The following is a 15,768-nucleotide window of genomic DNA, read 5'->3' as shown; positions in this document are numbered from 1 at the left end:
AACAGGCTCTAAGCGAATATATATACCGAAATAATCATTCCCACGTAAAAACGCTAGTGTATGTAAATAGAAGAAAGTTGCTCGTTTTTTATGTAATAAAGGTTCAATCCAATTTGTAAGCCATTTTCTTTTATTTACTTGCTTATTCAGTTGCGGAACATCGGTGAAAATGCTAGCAAATTGATAAAAACGAACGTCCATTTTTTCTTCTTGCTCGATTATGTAATCCCACGGTATTCGTTTTGTAGGCTGTTTTTTCGTATATAGAAGCAGGAAAGCAAGTAGTAAGAGTAATCCGCCCAATATGAGAACATTTGCTGAGTAAAACAGCATGTAAATGATTAGGGCGTTACAAGTAATACGAATAATGAACCATATGTTTCTTTCATAACTATCACGCCACATCCAATGTATGTACATATTCCAAGCTTTCGTAATCATTAAAACGATAAAGATTGTACATAAGAAAGATACCGTTACTTGTAATGATTGCAGGGCAAGTGGAACGAGAATCAGGAACGTAAATAATAATGGAAAAAGCTGAATGATGTAATTATATAGAAGAGATTTTTTAAAATAAGATGTTAATTTCTCTTCTAATGCAAGCAAATAGACAGCATCAGGTTTTTGAATAAATGTACGGATCGGGCATCTTGTTATAATGAATGTCAGTACAATGGTGATGAGTAGTAAAGATATTCCTTTAGAAGGAGATGTTTTTAGAAACTGAGCATAGTAGTATGCGCCAACGCATGAAATAAAGATAAAGCTATATAGTAAACCGTTAATCATACGTGCAAAGTATGTAATGATATTTTGCATATGTTGTTGGAAGCGACTGCTCCATAGTGATTCGATTGACATGTTTTTCACCTCTTTGTTCTATTATATATGTTTTATAAAAGAAAAAACGAGCAAATTGCGTTATGCAACTTGCTCGTTTTTCTTTTCGTTATTTTTTTTCTGATCACGATTCATTAATGGATAGAAAGCAAATCCGATTACGAACAAACCAATTCCGAGAAGGAATGTTTTTATATCGGATGCGCCGGTTTTAATAACCCATAGTGCGTAGCAAAGTGCGATCACTGCGACTATACCATCTGTAATTCTTGCCCGCATTTCATTTTTATATGTTTCACCAGTTGCGACTAGTTTTAACTGGAAGATTGGTGAAACGAGATATGGAATGAGGTAGGCCAGTGTTGATACGGTAATAACGAATGTATAAGCTTCCGCAATTGTTCCTGATAGTGTTGAGAATAAGAACACTTGCGACATAATGTTTGTTAGTCGTAATGAGTAAATTGGGCTTCCTTTTTTATTTGTTTTTGTGAAGAAGGAAGGGAAGAAACCTTCTTTTGCTGCTTGATAAGGTACTTCTGAGCTTAATAAAATCCAGCCTAATATTGAACCGAATAGGGAAGTAAGAGCAAGTAATGCCATAAGTTTCCCACCACCGTGACCCATTGCAGCGTTTAATGCATCTGCTAATGGACGTTCAGAAGCTTGTAATTTATCAACGTGAAGTACACCCATTGTTAAAATTGTAATTCCTAAATAAATTGCAACTGTTATTAATAAACCGGCAACAGTCGCACGTTTTACCGTTTTGGGAGAAGTAGCTCGGTTTGATAAAAGAACGGCGGATTCAATCCCAATAAATGCCCAAAGCGTTGTAAGAGCCGCTAAATTCACTTGTGAAAGGAGACCGTGTGATACGCCTTCTTTATCGATCATCGGTGTGTACCATTGTCCAAACTTTGAAGCTTCGAACGCAAATAACGTAACGACAATGAATAGAAGGAATCCAGTTACTTTCGTTGTTGTTGCTAAGAAGTTTAGTTTCCCAGCTCCGCTTACACCGTTTGTTAATATTAAATGAGTTCCCCAAAGTAAGACGGAACAAATAGTAAATGTAATGAGCTTTCCAACTTCTATATCGAACGAGCCGATTGAAAACAATAGTCGCGTATCTTTCATAATCGGGAAGAAGAGTGATAAATATCCCGCGAAAGATGTAATGATGGCAACGTTACTTGCCCAGTTTGCAACCCAATATCCCCATACCATGCTGAAACCAGCCATTTTCTTTCTTTTTGGTGTTGAGAATAAAGCATATGCATGACTTTGTGGTCCTGTCGTTAAATCAGGACGACGAATTGCTAAATTACCGAAAACAAGAGCTAGCATTAAAACACCAAACCCTGTTGTTAACCAAGCTAAAGTGACACCGAGAGGGCTAGCTGTTTGTGCTAACGTACTTGGCACCATGAAAATACCAGCGCCAACCATGTTACCGACAACGAAAGCTGTTAGTACCCAAAAGCCCCATTTTTTTTGTTGCATAGAAAATACCTCCAAAGTTAGTATAACCAAGTCAAGCGAGGAGATATGTATGTCTTCCTGATAAGGAAGAGAAGGTCCAAACAAAACAAAAAAAGCACGTAATTTGCCGCTACATGCTTTCTATCTTATAAGAAACCCACGACATACCTCTCGATAGCTCTCCACAAACGAAACGTTTGTGACAGTTCTGCACTTATTAAATGCAGACCCAGCAAGCGTGCATGGTGGACACGACTTACTTCGGCAATCATTCCTTTCTCATTCCTTCATCAATGCCACTACATCTCCTGAAATGATACTCTTAATGACTGCAACCTCTACCTCACCGAGATACGAATGAGGATTTAAATATTAAATTAACGTATTTAAGAGTAACAAATGTATTTTTATACGTCAATGGATATGGTAATAATCAGATTATAGAGAAGAGTTCGTTATTGAGGGATTGGAGGGTTTGAGACGGATTCATTGAATAAATTCCAATAGGGAATTTACTTTTAATGGGAATGGGGATTATTTAAATGATACGTGCTTATAGTAGCAAAAAGGATAGAATCGGTATGTTAAATTTAATAAAAAGTCTGGGGACAGAAGAAGAGATAGGTTCTTTAGATGATATTGTATCGAATTCCACGCATTTTCTTTTATATAACCAAAATGGGATTGAAGGATTCGCGTATTCATCCTTTTATACAAATAGTAATGGAGAGTCTATTGGTCAAATAAGTGTATATGTGGAACCTGGTTCTCGTTTGAAAGGTATTGGTTCTGCCTTATATGAGGAAATAGAGGAATGTATTTCTGAAATGAAACCGAATTTTGTGTGTACCTATATGAAAGTTGAATCAGAAAATTGTATTTGTTTTGCTAAGAAAATGGGATTTGAAAGATGGTGGGGATCGCTTGAATTGATATATAAGGGAGGGAGTTTTCCTGAAACCGATCTCAAATTTATTAAGTATGAAGATAAATTTTTTAACCAGTTTGTAACAATGGTACAGGAATGTTATTACGAATTGCATGAAAGGAATGATATGAAGCCTTATCTTGCTCCAGAAGATAGTATAAAAAAATACAAATTGAACAATGAAAGTAATGTGTATGTGGTTTTTAAAAATGAACAGTTGGTTGCATCAGTTACAGTAGGGGAAGGGACAATAGAGAATTTAATGGTTGCACAAAGTCAGCAAGGAAATGGATATGGACGTAACGCCTTGCAATTTGGGATGAACAAGTTGTTAGAAGTTGGGTACGAAGATATTAGACTCTGTTATATAGAAGGAAATGAAAGTGCTGAGAGGTTATACAAATCTGTAGGGTTTAAGCCGCTTCATAATACGCAGGTGTATCAGAAATTTAAAAAGCAGCTGACCTAAATATTAGATCAGCTGCTGAATATAAGATTAAACTAAGTTTAATACAGTTACTTTTTCACGTGTCATAGACTCAAGGCTCTTACGAATACCTTGTGCGCCCATGCCTGAACCTTTTACACCGATGAATGGGAAGTGGTCAGGTCCGCGCTCTGTGCGTCCGTTAATTTGAACAGAACCAGTTTCGATTTTGTTAGCAATTGCAAATGCTTTGTTAATGTCTTTTGTGAAGACACTTGCTTGCAAGCCGAACTCTGATTTGTTAGCAATTTCAATTGCTTGCTCATCTGAAGAAACACGGATGATTGGAAGGATTGGGCCAAATGGCTCTTCCCAAGCAACTTTCATTTCTTCTGTTACGTGGTCGATTAATGTTGGGTAAATTAGGTTACGCTCACGTTTGTTACCGATAACGATTGTAGCACCTTTTTTAACAGCGTCGTCAACTAAACCTTGAACGAAGTCAGCAGATTTATCGTCGATTAATGGAACGATTGTGCTGTCTTGTTCTGGAGATCCAACTGATAGTTCAGCTACTTGCGCTTTTACTAAGTCAACAAGCTCGTCCGCTACGTTTTCGTGTACAAGTACACGTTTAATAGCTGTACAACGTTGACCAGAGTAAGAGAATGCACCGCTTACGATATGGTTTGCAGCATCTTGTAAGTCAGCATCTTCACGAACGATACCAGGGTCTTTACCACCAAGTTCTAGTACAAGTGGAATCATTGCAGCTTTTTTCGCTAAATGTTTACCTGTGTTTGTACCACCTGTGAACGATACCATATTGATACCTTCGTGTTCTACTAAGTAGTCACCAATTACAGAACCGCGTCCTGTAGCTACATTTACAAGACCTTTTGGAAGGCCAGCTTTATGAAGTGCTTCAACCATTTTAATACCGCTAATTGCACCTTGAGTTGCTGGTTTGAAAATAACAGCGTTACCCATAATTAATGCTGGTGCAAGTTTTGCAGCAGATAAGTTTACTGGGTAGTTAAATGGTGCGATTGCTAATACAACACCAAGTGGTGCGCGTTGGATGATCGCAAGTTTAGATTTCGTTCCACCAGGGAAGCTATCACCCATCATGCTTTCTCCGTGTATATGTAAAGCTTCTTCGATAGTATAACGAATGAAGTCAGCTGTACGAACAACTTCTTTCTTCGCATCTTTATATCCTTTACCGACTTCTTTCATAATGATATCGGCAATTTCATCTTGCATATTTACGAGCTCATCAGCCCATTTATATAAATATTTTGCGCGATCTTGTAGAGAAGCTTCAGCCCATGATTTTTGAGCTTCTTTTGCAGACGCAATTGCTTCATCTACTTCTCCGCGAGTAATTGCTTGTACTTGACCAATTACTTCGTGTAAGTATGGAGATGGAATTTCGATTGTTTGACCTGAAGAGCTTTCTCTCCATTCTCCGTTTAAATAAAATTTGTACGTATTGCTAGTTGTCATGATTAGTCCTCCTAAAATAGCAACTTGTAAGAGTGAGTATAAGGTGATTGTAGGGGGTTTGATAACATTTTTCAAATGAAATGTTTGTGAAAACGATTTCTTATTCTTTTTTTATTTTGTATGCCCTTTCTTACAGAAGATTCTCTTATTTCAAACTGAATTATAAAGTAGAATGCATCACTTTCATTTTTTGTGATAAAAGATTATTTTATTCTAAAGCGAAAAAACAATTGACAGAATACTCAATAAAGTTGTAAGATTATAAATGGAAAATAAATGAAGGGGGTGTGCGTAATGATTGTAATCGTAAATGTAATGGGCTTAGCTGTATTAAACGGCGGAAAACATTCATATTATTACGCAACCCGTGCGGATATATAGGACTTTTTTGTCTTATGAGAAGCGTACGTTGCGCATATCGTAACGTACGCTTCTATGCATTTTTGTGCATATCGTCAAGCGACGGTATGCTTTTTTTTGTCCAATTTGCTTGTTTCCATACTTTGTATGGTTACTATAAAACTGAAATTTGGAAGGTGGAAAAATGTGATGAGATTGTATGGGTTACGAAATGTAAATGTGATGGGTTTGGATAGCGGATAAAGAAATGAGGGTTAAACGAAAACGAGAAGGGAGAGGTTACATTGTTTTCAGTATTACTAAAGTTAAGATGGTTTTTTAAAGAGCATTGGAAGAGATATAGCATCGCGATTGGTGCGCTTTTAATTGTAAATATAGTTGAAGTCATTCCCCCAAAAGTACTAGGGGTTACGATTGATAATATAAAAACAGGAACGTTAACGAATGCAGCAATTATGGAGTCTATTCTTATTTTAATAGGAGTTACGATAGTTGGATATGCTCTTACTTTTGTTTGGCAACATCAATTGTTTGGAGGTGCGTTTGTACTTGAGAAGACGATGCGCTCGAAATTTATGGGGCATTTGCTCAAGATGACACCGACGTTTTATCAAAAAAATCGTACTGGCGATTTAATGGCGAGAGCAACAAACGATTTAAAAGCAATCGCTATGACAGCTGGTTTCGGTATATTAACGCTTGTAGATTCTAGTTTATATATGCTTACAATCGTTTTTATGATGGGATTTACAATAAGTTGGGAGCTTACATTAGCGGCCCTTATACCGCTTCCGATTATGGCATATGCGATGAATATATATGGAAAGAAATTGCATGAAAGATTTACAGTTGCGCAAGATGCGTTCGGTGATATGAACGATAAAGTACTTGAATCAATTGCTGGTGTGCGCGTGATTCGTGCATACGTACAAGAGAACGCAGATCAGGAAAGATTTCATCATTTAGGAGATGACGTCTACGAAAAAAATATGAAAGTAGCAAGAATCGATGCGTTATTCCAACCAACTGTGAAAATGCTTGTTGGCCTTAGTTATTTAATTGGTTTAGTTTACGGTGCATACCTCGTATTTCAATCAAAGGTAACACTTGGTGAGCTCGTTTCTTTTAACGTGTATTTAGGGATGATGATTTGGCCGATGTTTGCAATTGGTGAATTAATTAATGTTATGCAAAGAGGAAATGCGTCGCTCGACCGTGTGAATGAAACGTTAGCGTATGAACCAGATGTAAAGAATCCGAAAAATCCAAAGCTTGTACAAGAGCCTGATTACATTCAATTTGATAACGTTACTTTTTCATATCCTTCATCAAATGAAACGAATTTGAAAAATGTTTCGTTTACATTAAAACAAGGGGAGACGCTTGGGATTGTTGGGAAAACAGGAAGCGGAAAAACGACGCTCGTACGTCAACTTCTTCGTCAATATCCACTTGGAGATGGGGATATTGCAGTCTCTGATGTGACGTTAGATAACATAACGAATGAAAATGTACTCGGGTGGATTGGGTATGTACCTCAGGAACATATTTTGTTCTCGAAAACAGCGAGGGAAAATATTTTATTCGGAAACCGAGAAGCGACGGAAGAAGAACTCGAGAAAGCGATTGAAATCGCAGCGTTTACAAAGGATTTAGAGTTTTTACCAGAAGGGTTAGAAACGCTCGTTGGAGAGAAGGGTGTTTCTTTATCAGGAGGGCAAAAACAAAGGATTTCAATTGCGCGAGCTGTAATTCAAAATCCAGAAATTTTAATTTTGGACGATTCTTTATCAGCTGTTGATGCTCGTACGGAAGCAGCGATTATTGAAAATATAAGAACAGAAAGAAGCGGAAAAACGACGATTATTACGACGCACCGTTTATCAGCCGTACAACATGCGGATTGGATTCTCGTTATGGATGAAGGTGAAGTAATGGAAGAGGGTACGCATAATCAGCTTATTAAAAGTGGAGGCTGGTATGCAGAGCAGTTCGAAAGACAACAAGGTGAAAATGAAAGTGCGGATAGTGGGGTGAAAATATGAGTGTTTCAAAACGATTGTTTCAATACGCGATGAAAGTAAAAGGGCCGATTTTTGCAGCAATGGCGATGCTATTTGTTTTCGTTATCGCAGAACTCGCGGGTCCTTTCGTCGCAAAAACGATGATTGATGAGCATATCGTTGGAATAGAGAGACCTTGGTATGAAACAGAAAAGAGTGAGGATGCTGTTTCATATAATGGCGCCTTGTATAAGCGAAGTGATCGCTTTGAGGAAGGTGAGAAAAAAGGGAAAGAGGTTCGGGTTATTCAAGTTGGTTTTCAGTACTATTTTGTACCAAATAAAATAACGCTTGAAGGAACTCGTTCTGTTAAGGGTGATGTGCTTACAGTACAAAGTGGTAAGGCAGTGCAGGTTTATAAAGCGAAAGCCTTAACGAAAGAGGAAGTATTTGCGTTTTATAAACCAGAAATAAATCGATTATTACTACTCGGCGGTGGATATTTCGCTTTATTAGTAGTTGTATCATTATTTGCATACGGAAAGCAGTTTTTCTTACAGAAGGCAGCAAACAAAATTATTCAAATTATGAGGGAAGATGTCTTTTCCCATATTCAAACGTTGCCGATTCGTTATTTCGATCATTTACCAGCAGGGAAAATTGTATCGCGTGTCACGAATGATACGGAAGCGATTCGTGATTTATATGTAACGGTGCTTGCGACATTCGTCTCTAGTATCATTTATATTATCGGGATATTCGCTGCGCTATTTTTACTCGATGTAAAATTGGCGACGTTATGTTTACTTATCATCCCAATTTTAATCGTTTGGGCAATTCTTTATAGAAAGTATGCGTCTGTATACAATCATAAAATGCGTTCACGTTTATCTGATATTAACGGAACAGTGAATGAATCGATTCAAGGGATGCCAATTATTCAAGCGTTCCGTCAAGAGCGTGAAACGAAAAAAGAGTTTGAAGAATTAAATGGCGATTATTTTAAGTATCAAAATAAAATTTTAAATTTAAATGCAGCAACTTCGCATAACTTAGTGTCTGTATTAAGAAATATCGCTTTTACAGGTGTGATTTGGTATTTCGGTGGTGCTTCATTAAGTGCTTCAGGCGTCATTTCGCTGGGGATACTGTATGCGTTCGTGGATTATTTAACACGATTGTTCTCACCAATTACAAATATGGTTAATCAGCTTGCTAATTTAGAACAATCGCGCGTTGCATCAGAGCGTGTTTTTGAATTGTTAGAGGAAAAAGGGGAAGCGGTAGAAGAAGAACGTATGCCTCGCTTACAAGGAAATGTGAAGTTTGATAATGTGTCGTTTTCTTATAATGGAAAAGATGAAGTGTTAAAAAATATTTCTTTTGAAGCGAAACAAGGCGAGACAGTAGCGCTTGTCGGTCATACTGGATCAGGAAAAAGTTCCATTATGAATGTACTTTTCCAGTTTTATGAATTTCAAAAAGGAAAGCTTACAATTGATGGTCACGATGTAACAGAGATGCCGAAACAAGCAACTCGTGAACATATGGGAATCGTACTGCAAGATCCGTTTTTATTTAGCGGGACAGTGGCATCTAATGTTAGCTTAGAGAATGAAAACATTTCAAAGGATCGCATCGTAAAAGCATTGCGTGATGTTGGTGCTGAAAGATTTGCGAACAATATAAATGAAGAAATCACAGAAAAGGGAAGCACGCTTTCCACTGGAGAACGTCAGCTTATTTCGTTTGCTAGGGCACTCGCTTTTGATCCGGCGATTTTAATTTTAGACGAAGCAACATCTAGTATCGATACAGAGACAGAAGCGATGATTCAACAAGCGCTAGAAGTTGTGAAAAAAGGAAGAACGACATTTATTATTGCTCATCGCCTTTCAACAATTAAAAGTGCAGATCAAATTATTGTACTTGATAGAGGAACGATTTTGGAAAAAGGATCTCATGATGAATTAATGAAAAAGCGCGGGCGTTATTACGATATGTACAAAACGCAAATGGAAGGAAACCAGAGCGCTTAATATGTAGAGGGGAGAACTTGCGATTTTCGCAAGTTCTTTTTTTAGTGAATCAGGGCAGTTAAATAAGAAGTATTGTTTTACCTTTTTCTATATAAATGCTATATTTAAAAATGTTACTTATTTTTTGTATGTAGCGTTATTTTTCCATTTTGTTTGATTATGAAGAAAAAGGATAAACTAAATAAGAACATTTTCATTGAAAAATTGCTCAAGATTGCATACAATCAATATAGTTTTTAAATTCCTATCAGAATACTTGGAGGATTACTATCATGAAGAAATTATTTTCAGTGCTTGCAGTAACTACATTAGCGATCGGGATTGTAGCCGGCTGCGGTAAAGAAGAGAAAAAAGATACAGCTAGTCAAGACGCATTACAAAAGATTAAACAAAGCGGTGAACTTGTAATTGGTACAGAAGGTACATATCCACCATTTACGTTCCACGATTCAAGCAATAAATTAACTGGATTTGACGTTGAACTATCGGAAGAAGTTGCAAAACGTTTAGGTGTAAAACCTGTATTTAAAGAAACACAATGGGATAGCTTACTTGCTGGCCTAGACGCAAAACGTTTCGATATGGTTGCAAACGAAGTTGGTATTCGTGAAGATCGTCAAAAGAAATACGATTTCTCTAAACCATACATTTCATCTTCAGCGGCATTAGTTATCGCAAAAGATAAAGATAAGCCTGCTACATTTGCTGATGTAAAAGGGTTAAAAGGAGCACAATCTTTAACAAGTAACTATGCAGATATTGCTAAGAAAAACGGTGCAGAAATCGAAGGTGTAGAAGGATTTAGCCAAGCGGCAGAATTATTAGCTTCAGGACGCGTTGATTTTACAATTAATGATAAGTTATCAGTATTAAATTATTTAGAAACGAAAAAAGATGCAAAAATTAAAATTGTAGATACAGAAAAAGAAGCTTCACAAAGTGGATTCTTATTCCGTAAAGGTAGCGATAAGCTTGTACAAGAAGTAGATAAAGCGTTAGAAGATATGAAAAAAGACGGTACGTATGACAAAATAACGAAAAAATGGTTCGGTGAAAATGTTTCTAAGTAGTGTAGTGGTCTCAGATCGACTGTCTACTTGGATAGATATTATGCAGTCTTCCTTCATGCCTATGCTGAAGGAAGCTGTATTTACGACAATTCCATTAACGCTTATTACATTTATTATCGGTATTATACTTGCGACGCTAACAGCGCTCGCTCGTATTTCAGGTAGTCGTATTTTACAATGGATTGCTCGTATCTATGTATCTATCATTCGCGGAACGCCACTTCTTGTACAGTTATTTATTATTTTCTATGGTCTTCCAACTCTTAATATTGAGGTTGAGCCATATACAGCAGCAATTATTGGTTTTTCATTAAATGTTGGTGCATATGCATCTGAAATTATTCGTGCTTCTATTCTTTCTATTCCGAAAGGACAGTGGGAAGCAGCTTACACAATTGGGATGACATATCCACAAGCATTAAAACGTGTTATTTTACCGCAAGCAACGCGTGTATCTATTCCGCCGCTTTCGAATACATTTATTAGTTTAGTGAAGGATACGTCATTAGCGTCGTTAATTTTAGTAACAGAAATGTTCCGAAAAGCGCAGGAAATTGCGGCAATGAACTATGAGTTTTTAATTGTTTATTTCGAAGCAGGTCTAATTTATTGGGTAATTTGCTTCTTATTATCTATCGTGCAACAAATATTAGAAAAACGTTCAGAACGTTATACTCTAAAATAACCCTTTCATAAAAGGAGTTTTTGTTTTTATGATTTCAATTCAACATTTACAAAAAAGTTTCGGAGATAATACCGTACTAAAGCATATAGATTTATCAGTTGAGAAGGGCGAAGTGGTTGTTATTATCGGGCCATCTGGATCTGGTAAAACAACGTTCTTACGTTGCCTCAACGTGTTAGAAACGCCGAACGCTGGTAGCATTCGTATCGGCAATAAAGAGCTTGATTTCGCTCAAAAAGTATCGAAGAAAGATATTGTAAATCTTCGTACGCAAACAGGTATGGTATTCCAGCACCATAATCTATTTCCTCATTTAACGGCACTTCAAAATGTAATGGAAGGGCTCGTTACAGTGAAAAAGATGGAGAAAGAAGAAGCGAAGAAAAAAGCAAACTATTTCCTTGAAAAAGTTGGTCTTGCGGATAAAGTAGACTTATATCCGTTCCAATTATCAGGTGGACAACAACAGCGCGTTGGAATCGCTCGTGCGCTTGCGATGGAGCCGGAAGTTTTACTATTTGATGAACCAACGTCAGCACTTGATCCTGAGCTAGTTCAAGAAGTTTTAAAGGTTATGAAAGAACTTGCTAAAGAAGGAATGACGATGGTCATTGTAACGCATGAAATGCGCTTTGCTCATCAAATTGCGAACCGTGTTATTTTCATGGATGGCGGTGTCGTTGTCGAACAAGGTACACCGGAAGATGTATTTACAAATCCAAAAGAAGAACGAACGAAGAAGTTTTTACAAATGTTGCAATAAATTAAGGAAGGTCTCAAGGCATATGCCTTGAGACCTTTTTGCCATATATATTTATTTTTGGAATCCGCCAAGGCTTTGCTCAGCCATTGCAACTAGACGTTTTGTAATTTCTCCACCAACAGAACCGTTAGCGCGAGCCGTAGAATCTGCTCCTAATTGTACACCAAATTCTTGAGCGATTTCGTACTTCATTTGATCGATTGCAGCTGTTGCTCCTGGTACTACTAATTGATTGTAAGAACTTTGGTTTGCCATAGGAATATATCCTCCTTAGAGTTATAAAAATTTTTTTGGTTGGACTAGCTGGATTTGAACCAGATTATCGCCCCGTTTGGCGCTAATCCATCGGTAATTAAGTTTGTACTCATAGTATGGATGTTACCTAGAAAGATATACAAAATAATAATTTGTAAATTTTGTAAAAAAATCTTCGCTATTTTGTAAATTATGAAATAAGAGTAATCGTTGTATTTTTAAGAAAGAAGGCTAAACTAAGAGCGAAATCATCTACGTTTAAATTCTATATATAATCAGCTGTGCTTACAGCTTAGTAAAATAAAAATTAAATTGGTATTAACTTCATAGTTCTGTTTTAATCCGGGATGGGGCAGGAAAAGGTACTGACTGACCGCTCTTATGCACGGCTAGAATCTAAAAAGGATAACATATGGAGGAATCACGATGGGAATTTGCCCGCTTTGCAATGCATTAGAATCACAAACATATTCTTGTCAAAATTGCCAAGGAATACTCCAAGATTATGGGAAAACTGTGGATTACATAGATGATTACAGTGCATATATGGATCAGGAATTATTAAGTGCGGTAGATGGTTTAACACATAATAATTCAAATGAATATTGCAATCATATTTTTTATTGCGGAGTATGTAATGTGGAAACGGAAGTTGTAGTGAAGTTTGTATAAAGTGAAACTTTAATCAGTGGGGGTTTTGTTCATCCCCACTAATTATTAGCCCGTAACAATCGGGCGTTTACGGGCAGCCTGACTCCAGCCGAATTTTGAGGTGGGAGTTTTACTGCCCACAAATAGCGGGATAAATAGAAAACTTCCACCTTATGAGTGAGGTGGAAGTTTTTGTTTTTTTATTTGTGAGTTAATCATAGGGGACGGGATATTTTCAGTGTTAGGTGCAGGATTTGATTGTATTTGAGATATTTTTTCTTTCGAATCGCGCAAAGAGTGTTCAGTTAAATAGATGGCATATTCATAAAATAATTGACGCGTAAGCTCGCTTTGTTCTTTTAACTTTTCATCTTGGAATACAGTTCGCCCCGGTTTAGAATTTGCTTCAAATAACCACGGATTTTCCGCTGTATCTAAACCGATATCGAAACCAATCTCTCCAATGTTCCCGGTTACTTGTTGATCAAGTGCGTAACTGATTTGTAAGGCTGTTTGTTTTAGTTTATTTTCAATTTGAACTTGCTTTGTTGAATCAGGAAATAGTTCCTGAAGTAATTTCGTATCACCGCCGCTATTTACATGAGTTGTTAAGCTACCTTTGCCGGCGATTTTTGCGACGATTGCACTGACTACCCAATTACCAAAATGGTTTTTATTTGTATGAATGCGAAAATCGACGGGTTGCCCTTCGAAGCGGAGCAGTGAGATACCTTGTTGTACGATAAACTTTTTTAAATCATGTCCTTTTAACACATGGTTCAGAAGAGCTTCTAATGATTGATACTTTCTTAGTTTATTTTGGTCATTTTCACGATAACGACAATAGTAGCAATTCTCCGTTTGGGAATAGAGTATTTGATGAATATTTCTTCCGAAGCTACCATGTATCGGCTTCATATAAATGTACTTATACGTACCGAGAAGTCGTTCTACTTGTTCAAAATGTTGAAATGCTTCTGTTTTTGGTAAGAATGGTTGAATCGAATCTTCTTTTATTAGAAGTTGATGAACTTCCCATTTGTTGAAAAAACCTGGATTAAACCATGGAATCGCATAGTCACTTTCTAATCGTTTTTTTGCTCTTATGATAGGTTTGTAATTTTCTGCTTGGCGATTGGGTAAACGGTCGTAAATGACATTTGGTAAAGGGACTTTGTTCTTTACCCATTTGCTATCTTGAAAGAAGTACCCTTCAATTGTTTCCTCTTCCCAGTTTATATGTTGAAGGCCAAAGACAAATACAAATGGCTGTAATGTGAATGGTGGTGTTAATAACTCACTGAGAGAGATGGAACGACTTCCTAAAGGAGAATTAGAATCATCGTTAAAGCCAGTTGTGAAAATCCCGATTAATGGGCCGAAAACAATGGTTTGATTGTGTAAGAAGGCATGAATTGTTGCTGAATGCGGTAGTAAAAGATCGGCTGCAATCTGTTCGCCAATAATAATTTCTCGCGTGAATGAATAATGAATTTTAATATTCTCACATGCAATATAACGTAAGCCAAAGGAAAGGGATGTAATTGGCGGTGTAATAGAAAAAACGTAAGGTAAAGTAATACTATTTGGATGCTCATCTGAAATACTTAATGTATATATGTGCTCTTTCAACGGGTGTCTCCTCCTTTCGTTATGGTGTAAATCGGCTAAACTTTAATGGACCATGAAAAATTTGTTCGGCTAATTGGTCGTTGTACTTGGTGTAAATTTCGTATGACGGCATTGTATTGACGTACATAAGCCAAATGGCACCTTTGTGATCCATAATGGTAGAAAGCTCTAATTCAAATAATGAAGAATAGGACTGATCAAGTGTTTTAAAAACTTCAGTTACAACGTCATGTAAAGCATCTTTCAATAATTGAACGCCAGTTGAAGAAAGTAAATATTTAATTTTAGGAAATGGATGTAACATAGAACGTTCTGTTGCTGAAAGTAAAAATTGTGTAGGGAAGGTATCCTTTTGTATAAATTGACCGAGTACTTCCCAATTCTGTTCTTTATTTTTTTGCATAATGGTTCGAATATGAATTGGATATGATAGTTGATTTGGAGGTTGTAACATTGGATGAATCATATAACGGGATGCGTGTATGTGAAATTTGCACCATGATATAAATTCATCTGTCCGTTTGAATTGAGTAGAAGTATGATGCTGTTCATTTATTGTATCGACATGAAATGTTTTATTTTTGTAAGTGGCCCGATATAAATTTTCATTGGAATGTATATTGATTGGTCTTATAATGATATCTCTTGTTTCTAGTAGTAATTTAAAAATTCCTTGTACTGTCCCTTTTTTTATTTTTGGTACGTAAGGAGAAAGACGTTTATTAGTAAGAAAAAGATTGTGCAAATCGTTTGGATTAATAAGAGTGTTGTTTAAAAAAGTAGTGGAAGAACGTTTGTGTAATGAATGAATAATCGCATTTGCTTGTTGGAATTCCTCATCCTCTTTGAAATGACAACGATCATATATATATGAAGGAATGGGAAAGGTTTGATTTATCCAATTTCCTGTATCTGTATCGTAAATAAGACCGGAAATAAGATCTGTCTTTGAATCAATGCTAAACGGTGTGAATTGAGCAACGACGTTATGATAAAGACGAGCACGCTTAGCGATTTCGGTGTAATACGTTTGCTCGTGATGGAGCCCGGAAGTTAAAAGACCAAGAACCAACGAAATCACTCCTTTATTAACAAGATGTTTGCATAATAGGCGAAGT

General features: G+C 36.7%; 12 protein-coding genes, 1 pseudogene and 1 riboswitch. Of the genes and pseudogenes, 7 read left to right on the top strand and 6 right to left on the bottom strand.

Annotated features, from left to right (window positions below; translation table 11 throughout):
* Window positions 1-9: 9 nt before the first annotated feature.
* Window positions 10-864: pseudogene (locus tag ACP6L7_RS23690) on the bottom strand (ABC transporter permease); the annotation flags it as partial.
* A gap of 60 nt (window positions 865-924) precedes the next feature.
* Window positions 925-2,349, bottom strand: coding sequence for an amino acid permease (locus ACP6L7_RS23685; RefSeq protein ID WP_097831248.1), 1,425 nt, complete (start codon window positions 2,347-2,349; stop codon window positions 925-927).
* A 146-nt stretch (window positions 2,350-2,495) separates the two neighbouring features.
* Window positions 2,496-2,677, bottom strand: a riboswitch (Lysine riboswitch).
* 193 nt (window positions 2,678-2,870) lie between these two features.
* Between ACP6L7_RS23685 and ACP6L7_RS23680 the strand changes: the two genes are divergently transcribed.
* On the top strand, window positions 2,871-3,725 hold the full coding sequence (locus ACP6L7_RS23680) for a GNAT family N-acetyltransferase (RefSeq protein ID WP_097831247.1): 855 nt from the start codon (window positions 2,871-2,873) through the stop codon (window positions 3,723-3,725).
* A gap of 27 nt (window positions 3,726-3,752) precedes the next feature.
* Here ACP6L7_RS23680 and gapN read toward each other — a convergent pair whose 3' ends face one another.
* Window positions 3,753-5,192: an NADP-dependent glyceraldehyde-3-phosphate dehydrogenase gene (gene gapN / locus ACP6L7_RS23675; RefSeq protein WP_098362014.1), complete on the bottom strand. Its 1,440-nt coding sequence runs from the start codon at window positions 5,190-5,192 to the stop codon at window positions 3,753-3,755.
* A 644-nt stretch (window positions 5,193-5,836) separates the two neighbouring features.
* On the opposite strand from gapN, the gene ACP6L7_RS23670 reads away from it, so the two are divergent.
* The 5 genes from ACP6L7_RS23670 to ACP6L7_RS23650 all read left to right on the top strand — a co-directional run bounded on the left by ACP6L7_RS23670 (window position 5,837) and on the right by ACP6L7_RS23650 (window position 12,112).
* Window positions 5,837-7,597, top strand: a complete 1,761-nt coding sequence (locus ACP6L7_RS23670) for an ABC transporter ATP-binding protein (RefSeq protein ID WP_097831245.1) — start codon at window positions 5,837-5,839, stop codon at window positions 7,595-7,597.
* Complete coding sequence (locus tag ACP6L7_RS23665) at window positions 7,594-9,594, top strand: ABC transporter ATP-binding protein (protein ID WP_097831244.1); 2,001 nt, start codon at window positions 7,594-7,596, stop codon at window positions 9,592-9,594. Before ACP6L7_RS23670 ends, ACP6L7_RS23665 begins: the two co-directional genes overlap by 4 nt.
* A gap of 272 nt (window positions 9,595-9,866) precedes the next feature.
* Window positions 9,867-10,664: an amino acid ABC transporter substrate-binding protein gene (locus tag ACP6L7_RS23660; protein WP_016082716.1), complete on the top strand. Its 798-nt coding sequence runs from the start codon at window positions 9,867-9,869 to the stop codon at window positions 10,662-10,664.
* The gene (locus ACP6L7_RS23655) at window positions 10,651-11,349 is read left to right on the top strand and encodes an amino acid ABC transporter permease (RefSeq protein WP_071747859.1); all 699 of its coding nucleotides are present in this window, start codon (window positions 10,651-10,653) and stop codon (window positions 11,347-11,349) included. Before ACP6L7_RS23660 ends, ACP6L7_RS23655 begins: the two co-directional genes overlap by 14 nt.
* Before the next feature lie 28 nt (window positions 11,350-11,377).
* Complete coding sequence (locus tag ACP6L7_RS23650) at window positions 11,378-12,112, top strand: amino acid ABC transporter ATP-binding protein (RefSeq protein ID WP_097831243.1); 735 nt, start codon at window positions 11,378-11,380, stop codon at window positions 12,110-12,112.
* 51 nt (window positions 12,113-12,163) lie between these two features.
* Here ACP6L7_RS23650 and sasP read toward each other — a convergent pair whose 3' ends face one another.
* Window positions 12,164-12,367 carry a small acid-soluble spore protein, SasP family gene (gene sasP / locus ACP6L7_RS23645; protein WP_000013349.1) on the bottom strand — a complete coding sequence of 68 codons (204 nt, stop codon included), beginning with the start codon at window positions 12,365-12,367 and terminating at the stop codon, window positions 12,164-12,166.
* 426 nt (window positions 12,368-12,793) lie between these two features.
* Between sasP and ACP6L7_RS23640 the strand changes: the two genes are divergently transcribed.
* The gene (locus ACP6L7_RS23640; RefSeq protein ID WP_088062099.1) at window positions 12,794-13,039 is read left to right on the top strand and encodes a hypothetical protein; all 246 of its coding nucleotides are present in this window, start codon (window positions 12,794-12,796) and stop codon (window positions 13,037-13,039) included.
* A 150-nt stretch (window positions 13,040-13,189) separates the two neighbouring features.
* Here ACP6L7_RS23640 and ACP6L7_RS23635 read toward each other — a convergent pair whose 3' ends face one another.
* Together ACP6L7_RS23635 and ACP6L7_RS23630 are read right to left on the bottom strand one after the other, a co-directional pair.
* The gene (locus tag ACP6L7_RS23635) at window positions 13,190-14,650 is read right to left on the bottom strand and encodes a YheC/YheD family endospore coat-associated protein (RefSeq protein WP_097831242.1); all 1,461 of its coding nucleotides are present in this window, start codon (window positions 14,648-14,650) and stop codon (window positions 13,190-13,192) included.
* A 19-nt stretch (window positions 14,651-14,669) separates the two neighbouring features.
* A complete protein-coding gene (locus ACP6L7_RS23630; RefSeq protein WP_141533571.1) occupies window positions 14,670-15,722 on the bottom strand; it encodes a YheC/YheD family protein in 1,053 nt (350 codons plus the stop codon).
* Window positions 15,723-15,768: the final 46 nt, after the last annotated feature.

The sequence above is a fragment of the Bacillus silvicola genome, from assembly GCF_050524305.1.
Lineage (GTDB): Bacteria > Bacillota > Bacilli > Bacillales > Bacillaceae_G > Bacillus_A > Bacillus_A cereus_AT.
This window is presented reverse-complemented; position numbering and strand designations above follow the sequence as displayed.

What these genes read in the sequence shown, in the direction of transcription:
- ACP6L7_RS23685 (WP_097831248.1), bottom strand. Translation starts at nt 2,349, where the DNA reads ATGCAACAAAAAAAATGGGGCTTTTGGGTACTAACAGCTTTCGTTGTC.
- ACP6L7_RS23680 (WP_097831247.1), top strand. Translation starts at nt 2,871, where the DNA reads ATGATACGTGCTTATAGTAGCAAAAAGGATAGAATCGGTATGTTAAAT.
- gapN (WP_098362014.1), bottom strand. Translation starts at nt 5,192, where the DNA reads ATGACAACTAGCAATACGTACAAATTTTATTTAAACGGAGAATGGAGA.
- ACP6L7_RS23665 (WP_097831244.1), top strand. Translation starts at nt 7,594, where the DNA reads ATGAGTGTTTCAAAACGATTGTTTCAATACGCGATGAAAGTAAAAGGG.
- ACP6L7_RS23660 (WP_016082716.1), top strand. Translation starts at nt 9,867, where the DNA reads ATGAAGAAATTATTTTCAGTGCTTGCAGTAACTACATTAGCGATCGGG.
- ACP6L7_RS23655 (WP_071747859.1), top strand. Translation starts at nt 10,651, where the DNA reads ATGTTTCTAAGTAGTGTAGTGGTCTCAGATCGACTGTCTACTTGGATA.
- ACP6L7_RS23650 (WP_097831243.1), top strand. Translation starts at nt 11,378, where the DNA reads ATGATTTCAATTCAACATTTACAAAAAAGTTTCGGAGATAATACCGTA.
- sasP (WP_000013349.1), bottom strand. Translation starts at nt 12,367, where the DNA reads ATGGCAAACCAAAGTTCTTACAATCAATTAGTAGTACCAGGAGCAACA.
- ACP6L7_RS23640 (WP_088062099.1), top strand. Translation starts at nt 12,794, where the DNA reads ATGGGAATTTGCCCGCTTTGCAATGCATTAGAATCACAAACATATTCT.